Source organism: Streptomyces sp. NPDC002133 (assembly GCF_040296405.1).
Lineage (GTDB): Bacteria > Actinomycetota > Actinomycetes > Streptomycetales > Streptomycetaceae > Streptomyces.
Genome location: NZ_JBEOXF010000150.1, coordinates 1 through 1,174, shown reverse-complemented (window position 1 = coordinate 1,174; position 1,174 = coordinate 1). Strand labels below are relative to the sequence as shown.

Annotated in this window: 1 protein-coding gene; it reads right to left on the bottom strand. The window is 67.6% G+C overall.

Annotated elements, in window-relative coordinates:
- Positions 1 to 18: 18 nt before the first annotated feature.
- Positions 19 to 1,097 (bottom strand): IS630 family transposase gene (locus tag ABT078_RS43050; RefSeq protein WP_502981582.1). Its coding sequence is split into 2 segments (ribosomal slippage): positions 19 to 599 and positions 599 to 1,097, totalling 1,080 coding nucleotides; the frame shifts between segments, so codons are not numbered across the junction.
- Positions 1,098 to 1,174: the final 77 nt, after the last annotated feature.

Sequence of the window (1,174 nt, the reverse complement as noted above, 5' to 3'; positions counted from 1 at the left end):
GTTACTGACTTCGGCGCATTAGGGTGACGCTGGGTCATCGAGGGTCAGGCCGGTGCCTGCTATGAAGCCGTCGAGGGTGTCGGGCCGGTACTGGAGGCGTTTGAGCCGGTTGCGTACGAGGGTTTCGAGCCGGTCGAGGGCAACGACGGCGAGGTTGGCCAGGCTGCGTTTGACATGTGCCCATACCCACTCGACGGGGTTCAGGTCCGGCGAGTACGCGGGCAGCAGGAACACCGTCAGCCAATTGCGCTCGGCGATCAACTCACGCATGGCGTGGGAGACGTGGGTGTTGAGCCGGTCCCAGACCAGCACGATCGGGGCCTTGACGAGGTGGTGGACGCCGTCGATCAGCGCGATGAAGTCGCGTTCGCCCATGCTGCGGCGTTTACCTTTGCCTGCGGGGTGGGTGCGCAGGCGGTGGCACAGCCGGGTGCGGGAGCCGGGCCGCATCGCGATGAGTCCGGCCACCGAGAGGCGCCCTGAGCGTCGGCCGCTCACCGTCACAATCGGGGTGCGGCCGCGCCGGCCCCAGGTGCGTCCTTTGGGCGGTCGTCGCGTGAAGCCTGCCTCGTCCTCGAAGCAGATGTAGCCTCCGCACGCCGCCCGGGCTCTTTTACCTCGGCCCAGGTCGCCTCCTTCCACACGGTCACGGCCTGCTCGTCGCGCTCGGCCACCCGCCGCGCGGGCACCTGCGGGCTGAAGCCGAGCCGGTGCATCAACCGTGTGGCCCCCGAGACGCTGTAGGAGACGTGGAACTTTCTGCCGATCAGCGTGGCCACCCGGGCAGCCGTCCACACCTGGTCCTCCACCCAGCCGTGCGCGGCAGGCCCCTCATCGAGATATGCGGCCAGCTTTTCCAGACAGCGCGGGGACAGCCGGCATCGCGAGCCACTCGGGCCGCGGGAGGCCAGCGCCTGAACACCACCGTCCCGCCACAGCTGATGCCACTGATAGGCAGACTTCAGGCTCACCCGCAGGTGCCGTGCCACTTCCGGCGGCTTGATGTTCTGCTCGAACAGCTCGGCCGCCTGCATCCGTACCGTCTCCCGGCGCTGACGTCCCGCAGGGGTCAGCCCGCCCCCATCCGCATACCTCATACACCACGGAATACAGACAACACCCCAGGCCCATCCGGCACTTCGAAGAAGATCACCCTAACGAGCCGAAGTCAGTA